Origin of the sequence: uncultured Acetatifactor sp. (assembly GCF_948601915.1) — a bacterium.
In the GTDB taxonomy this organism is placed as follows: domain Bacteria; phylum Bacillota; class Clostridia; order Lachnospirales; family Lachnospiraceae; genus Acetatifactor.
In genome coordinates, this window is record NZ_CAPDXS010000214.1 from 1 (window position 1) to 6366 (window position 6366).

6 protein-coding genes and 1 pseudogene are annotated in these 6366 nt (G+C 53.8%); all 7 read right to left on the reverse strand.

Annotated elements, in window-relative coordinates; all coding sequences use genetic code 11:
• Positions 1 to 105: 105 nt before the first annotated feature.
• Positions 106 to 498, reverse strand: coding sequence for a type II toxin-antitoxin system PemK/MazF family toxin (locus tag Q2B33_RS22755; protein ID WP_300782220.1), 393 nt, complete (start codon positions 496 to 498; stop codon positions 106 to 108).
• 44 nt (positions 499 to 542) lie between these two features.
• Positions 543 to 950, reverse strand: coding sequence for a hypothetical protein (locus Q2B33_RS22760; protein WP_300782217.1), 408 nt, complete (start codon positions 948 to 950; stop codon positions 543 to 545).
• 665 nt (positions 951 to 1615) lie between these two features.
• Positions 1616 to 2068, reverse strand: coding sequence for an RNA polymerase sigma factor (locus tag Q2B33_RS22765; protein ID WP_300782215.1), 453 nt, complete (start codon positions 2066 to 2068; stop codon positions 1616 to 1618).
• 514 nt (positions 2069 to 2582) lie between these two features.
• The gene (locus Q2B33_RS22770; RefSeq protein WP_300782212.1) at positions 2583 to 3041 is read right to left on the reverse strand and encodes a winged helix-turn-helix domain-containing protein; all 459 of its coding nucleotides are present in this window, start codon (positions 3039 to 3041) and stop codon (positions 2583 to 2585) included.
• A 90-nt stretch (positions 3042 to 3131) separates the two neighbouring features.
• Entirely contained in the window at positions 3132 to 5090 is a 1959-nt protein-coding gene (locus Q2B33_RS22775) for an alkyl/aryl-sulfatase (RefSeq protein ID WP_300782209.1), read from the reverse strand.
• 54 nt (positions 5091 to 5144) lie between these two features.
• Positions 5145 to 5633 carry a hypothetical protein gene (locus Q2B33_RS22780; RefSeq protein WP_300782206.1) on the reverse strand — a complete coding sequence of 163 codons (489 nt, stop codon included), beginning with the start codon at positions 5631 to 5633 and terminating at the stop codon, positions 5145 to 5147.
• Positions 5634 to 5694: 61 nt separating this feature from the next.
• A pseudogene (locus Q2B33_RS22785) lies at positions 5695 to 6366 on the reverse strand (hypothetical protein); the annotation flags it as partial.

Here is a 6366-nt window from a genome sequence, read left to right on the forward strand (position 1 = left end):
CAGATCTGGTGACTGGAGTTCAGACGTGTGCTCTTCCGATCTCCGTTTCCTGCTTTCCATAAACCGTTCCCCCTTTCTGTCCGGCATCCGTCTGCCGGAGGGTCCCTAATCTCCCTCTTTCCCTGCCTGCGGTTCCTCCTGGGGGAAAAGTATCCCCTCCAGCCCGAAGCTGACCGCTATGGCATGGTCCACATCCTGCATGGTCGTCCTGCCCGCCCGGCCTATGTATTCCTTCAGCCTGGCACGGTCAATGGTGCGCACCTGCTCCAGCAGGACGGTGGATTCCTGTTCCAGCCCGCAGGGGCTGTCCTCCAGCCTGATGTGGGTGGGGAGCGGTTTCTTCCCCTGCCTGCTGGTAATGGCCGCCGCGATCACCGTGGGGCTGTGCCGGTTCCCCATGTCATTCTGTATGATCAGCACGGGCCGTGTGCCGCCCTGTTCGCTCCCGACCACCGGTGCCAGGTCGGCATAATATATGTCGCCCCTCTTGATGCCCATATCCGTTTCCTCCTTTCCTGCAGGCATATCCTGCATCCATTCTCCTATCCCATGCCGCACTCCATGCCGTATTCCGCCATGGCCACTGCCCTGTCCTCCGCCGCAAAATATGCATCTGCCTGCTTCCTGTCAAGCTGGAGGATATCCCCGGCCTCTTTCTCCCCCAACTGGATCGGCACCAGATGGGAGTTGATCTCCATGCACAGTTTCTGGTCCGGGCAGGTATCAATAAATCCCCCGCAGGTATCCAGGATAAGCCTGTCCGCAATATCTGTAATGACCATCTTCTGTGCGCTGAGGAAACGGCTGCCCACAAAGTTTGCCATATTTTCCGGTGTTGTGGCGATCAGGTATTCCTCCCTTGCGCTTCCGTCTGACGGATACACATAGGCATAGCCCATCCGCTCCGTATCCATAATCTTTCCCATCATGTCTATGGTTTTCTGATCCATGCATTCCCTCCTGTGAAAGCATCTGCTTTCGAACCTCATTTTTTATATTTTCATGACACAAGGACGGCGGCAGTTCCCGGTGCTGCCGTTTGGGATATCCTCCCGGCCTTCGGGCAGTCTGCCGCCGTAGTTTCTATCATGAAAGCATTTCCTTTCCAGGGGATTCCCCTGCCCGGAAAATGCCTGTCCTTCGTTTTGTCATTTCAATATCTGCCCCTGTTCGACACTACTCCCCGGAGCGGGCGCAGGACGCGCCCATAGGCAGCAAGCAAAGACCGGCCGTGGCTTAAGGCCGTCATGGGTTTCTCACCCCTCCGAGGATCTCTCCGGGCCGCCCTCATTGCGTGATCCCGCTCCTGCGGGGCTGTGACTGGACGGAAGTATCATTATAGGCTGTCCATGTCATGGCAAACGGCCCGCCACAGGCCGCCTTGGGACGGACATTTGCCGCTCTGCACCTTTGATGTGATCTTTTTGACAGGGTGTTCCCTGCAGGTGGTCCTGGCGTGTCCTCCACTCCGCTTTGCTCTTTCAAGCTGGACAGCTAACGTATCTATGCTGCTGGATATGACCGCCTGGCGGCGGTATTTTTCAATGGGCAGAGGGGAGAAAAAATTCCCCTCTACTTACTTCCACGTTGGCAGGGCGTTTTGCACACCCTGAAATTAAAATTTTTCCAAAAAATTTTTCAGTTTCTCCAGGATGCGGTTCTTCCGCTTGTGTACGGCATTGCGGTATATCCCCATGTCCGCTGCCGCCTCCCGCTCGGTCTGGCCCTGGAAAAACAGGCGGTCTATCAGCTCCCGCTCATCATCAGGGAGCAGGGAGAGCGCCTTATGTAGCTGCGCATACTGGAGCCTGCGCAGCACGGTTTCCTCCACGCTCTCGCCCTCCCCTGCAAACTGCACCTCCTGTTCCGCCAGCCGTTCCAGGGAATCCTCCCTGCTGGGTATGGTCGTTACGGTCTGGTCCTTCTGGCTCACAATGGTCTGCTCCGTCTTGAGGTCGCATTCCTGGTACTGCATTTTTCTTTCTGTGGTCCTGAGCAGGCTGATCACTTCCTCGCCTGCCTCCGGATACATCTTCTTATAATCCGGGATTCTGTATGCCTTTGCCATAGGCTTGTCCTCCTTCCTTTCCGAATTTCAGAAAACGAAGGACAGGCGGCGGGCTGCGGCAGTTCCCCCTGATGTGAAAAGAGCGCAGGCCCTTTCTGCAGGGTGCGCTCTTTTGTAGGATTATGAATTTTTCTATATAACAGGGCAGAATAGGCGGGGAATGTGTCGAACATAAAAATACCGCAGCCCCTTGGTGGACCACGGTATCTCTCAATATGGTATGGAGTTGCATTGCGGGCGGCAGTTTGCCCCCGGTTCCTGACATGCCCATGTTTCCCCTTTCCGGGGATATCCGGCATGGCATTTCCGCTCCCCTGGCTTTTAAGCCCATAGGGAAGATTATAGGGTGCGTGGCAGTCAGCCCGCAGTCAGACGACAGTCAGAACGCAATAGTAAAACGCAAGTTACGACACGGCAGTGCGTATCATGTCGTATAAGCTCCCGTATTGCCGTTAAACACAGGACAGGTAAACACAAAAAGAGCAGCCCGGTTTCCCAGGCCGCCCCCATGATGTTAATATTCCGGGTTCGTTTCAAAGCAGTAGCCAACCTCTCTCACACATTTAATGATAAACGGCGCATTCCTATCTTCCACAGACAGCTTTCCCCGCATCCTGCGGATATGGCAGCCCACAATATTGCTCTCGCTGCCAAGGGCTTCCCCGCCCCACACGTTCCGGTATATCTGGCTGTATGTAAGGACACGTCCCCTGTTTTCCATAAGCAGACAGAGGATGTCATATTCTTTTGCGGTAAGGATGATCTCTTTCCCCTCGCAGTATACTTTCCTGCGGTCCAGCTGGACCATAAACCCTGGGATTGACAGCACCGTTTCATCAGCAAGCCTCAGACTCTCGAAAGTGGGGTATTTTTTCAGCACAGCTGCCACTTCCTCAAATATATGGGATTCTGACTCAGCGAACTCGATCACCAATATCCGCCCGATACTGTCCACCTCCTTTGTATATCTCATACCTCCTTTATATCCTGGCACAGCATATCTATCTGTTCACCGTTATCTCCATTGGAGAAATCATTTGTCCACCGTTTTACTTCTCCGTACTCACAATCTGTCCCGCGGCGTCATGATCGGGAAACCAATCGGGAACCGCGTCAGATACCCCGATATAAACTCTGCGGCCTGGCTCTCCTGTGCGGCGTTCGCAACGACTTTCTTGAGGCTCTCCCTGCTGTTATCCACAAAGGCCCGGAAAAAGTCCAGCTTATTGCCTTTCACTACAATGTCCGCCCCTGACGCAAGCTCGCCGGCGTCGGATACGATCCGGTATCCGAGGATTCCCCTGTCCACCTGTATATTGGCATACTCGGTTCCTTTGGCCGTAGTTACGGACACGGACATCGCCAGGCGTTTCCTGTCTTTCTCCACTTTCCTGCTGTCCAGCATGATGCCCATATACTGGAGTATCATCTCCAGGGACATGGCATTTATCGTGTCATCCGCAAATGCCAGGGTGCCTTTTACCACCGTTCCGTCCATTTCGATCTCCTGTGCGCCTGTCAGGTACATATTGCGCCATGTAGCTGCCTCTGATCCGTATCCCAGGTTCCTGAGTGTATCCGCGTATGTTCCCCTCGCTTCCTTCAGGATACTTGGCAGGACTTTGCCTTCCTCCGCATTCATAAGGAGGTCAAACAGTTCCGCCGCCCATGCGTAGTCCTTGGCGTTATAGGCGTCCTTTGCCTTTTCCAGTATCGCATCCGCGCCGAACGCATCCACATATCTCGTCGCCCGTTCCACCGGCTTGTGCCTGTTCAGGTGCGCGGGGTTGCCGTCATACCAGCCGATATACCTCTGGTACACAGCTTTTGCGTCATGGTTATATGTACCGTAATAGCCGTGGCTGCTCCATTCATTTGCAAATTCCTCTGGCAGGGGCATTGTCCCGTCCTCACCGGAGACCATCCTGCCGACCTCGTCAATGGTATAGCCCAGATTGACAAGATGCAGCGTTGCGTTGTTCACATAACGGTACATATCCCTCTGTATCCCGATGAACCGTATACTTTCTTCCCTGCCGAAATGCGGCCAGTTATGGGCGCTGCAGACAATCTCCATATCCGAAAAGGTTACGATGGTCTCGTCAAGGAAACCTGCCCACGCCAAAAGGTCACGCACCTGTGCGCCCCTCGGCGTCAGTGCGTTATGGAGCGTCCCCGCACAGTTCTCGGCAATGAACAGCACTTTCTGATCCGGCAGGTAGACATTCATCTCAGCCGGCGCCTCTGTCCCCGGCGTATACTGTATCTGCAGGGGAACCTGCCCGCAGGCTGTTTCATAATATTTTTTCCCGCCATAGTCATCAAAGCCGATCTCCTTAGTCGGCTCAATGATACTGTTGCCTCCCTGGGTGGTCATCTTGCCAAGCCCGCAGTCCACATGGCCCGCCCTGCCGGGTTGCAGGGTCCCGCCCATCTGGTAAACGGCACGGCGGCTCATGGCGGTTCCCGCATAGACGTTCTCGCTCACCGCGTGTTCCATAAAACCTTCCGGTGCGAGGATCTGGACGCCTTCCTTTGCAAAATACGGTTTCAGCCCTCCGATCCCGCCATAATGGTCCACATGGGAATGGGAATATATTACCATGTGGATGGGAGCGGAAGCGGAAAGATATGTCTGTACCACCTCCTGCCATACCACGCCCGCTATGGTGATGGTAGTCAGTACATCCATGACGATCCAGCCGCTCCCGTCATAGACAAGCGTCATGTTGGAAATATCATATCCCCTGATCTGGAATACGTCCCCCACATGGAGCGCATATTTCCCGTCCGCTCCCCTTTCCTCATTTTCCCTGATATTGTTTACACGGTACAGACCATATTGCAGGTTCAGCTTTGCCTGCTCCCAGAGGTTCGGATGCACGGTGTCCGGCGCCGGTCCCTCCGCATACAGGAAGTCATATTTATTCAGTTCACAGCAGCCGGCAATGGATATCAGTTTAGACTGGAGGAGTCCTTTTTTGCTGTTTGCCTTCTCTTTTTCAAGGCTGTCCTTAAGCATTCCGGATACTCCGGACATATGGATCTTTCCACACATGCACATACGCCATCCCCCTTATCCCTTTTTTAACCATGCGGTTATGTTGAACACAAAATCATTGTAATCATTGTCAGTCCAGTCCTCAAAGCACAAAAGGTAGGCAACCCCCACTTCCCTGTCATATACCGTGTCCTTGACCTTCATGGGGTCGGATTGACAGCAGCGCAGGCTGACATCATTACCTTCGGGAATATCTACCCGCAGGTGGAGCCTCAGGTCTTCCGTGTCATAATATTCGGCAGACTTATTATTATCACAGGGGATGACGTGGAAATCCACTATCCCATCCGTTTTCTTCCCGGATATAAGGACCTTGCGCCCGGCCTCCGGCCTGCCTTTTTCTTTTGCCGCATCCAGTCTGAATTCCCCCGTGAACCGCGCCTGTGTGCAGAGATTCACACACACATAATATCCGCTCGGAATCGCGCTGAGATCACAGACATATTCCCTGTCATCCGCATTGTAAGTTACTGTTAAACCTTCCGTTTTGAATAAAGTCTCCATAAATATTTCCCCTTTCTTTTTTATATTTTACCGTACCGCAGGTTTTTCCTGCGGTCGGTTTTTAACTGTTTTCTGCTTCCTGTTTCTTCCTCACCGCCAAGAATACGCCGATCCCCATAACGATCACCAGCGCGCCGACCACGATAAACCACCACGGCCTCCACGCCTGCCCGGTCTTGGGGCTTTCCGCCTCCGCGGTGCTGTCTTTATCCGGGGTATCCGGCTGTTCAGGCTCGGTGGCATTGCCGCTTTCTTCCTCCCCGTCTATCGCGATCACATAATCCGATGCGTGGGTAAAGGCAAGGGATACGGTGCCGTCCTCTGCGACTGTGTCAGCGCAGATAAACTCAAGCTCCCCTATGCTTTGGTTATAGTGGTACAGGCTGGCGGTATATCCGGCGTTCTCTTTGCCAAGCCCTATGGAAAGCACCGCCTTAAAGCCGAACTCCCCTTCATGGGCGAGGCTGATCTGGATGCTGTAACGTTCCCCGGTAACGTTGTTCACGATATCCACCGGGATGGCATTTGTTTCTGTCTTTACGGAAAAGTCAATGTCGCCCGCCTTGTCCGTGATGACCTCCTTACCGTTTACGCTCCACAGGATGCCGCCGCCCATATCAAAGGTGACGGTGATGTCCCTGCCCCTGATGCTGTCAAAAATGTCTCCGGGGACCACCGTGGTTCCGTTCATATCCACGTTGATGGTGCTGCCTTCCTGCGCCTTTTCTTCCTC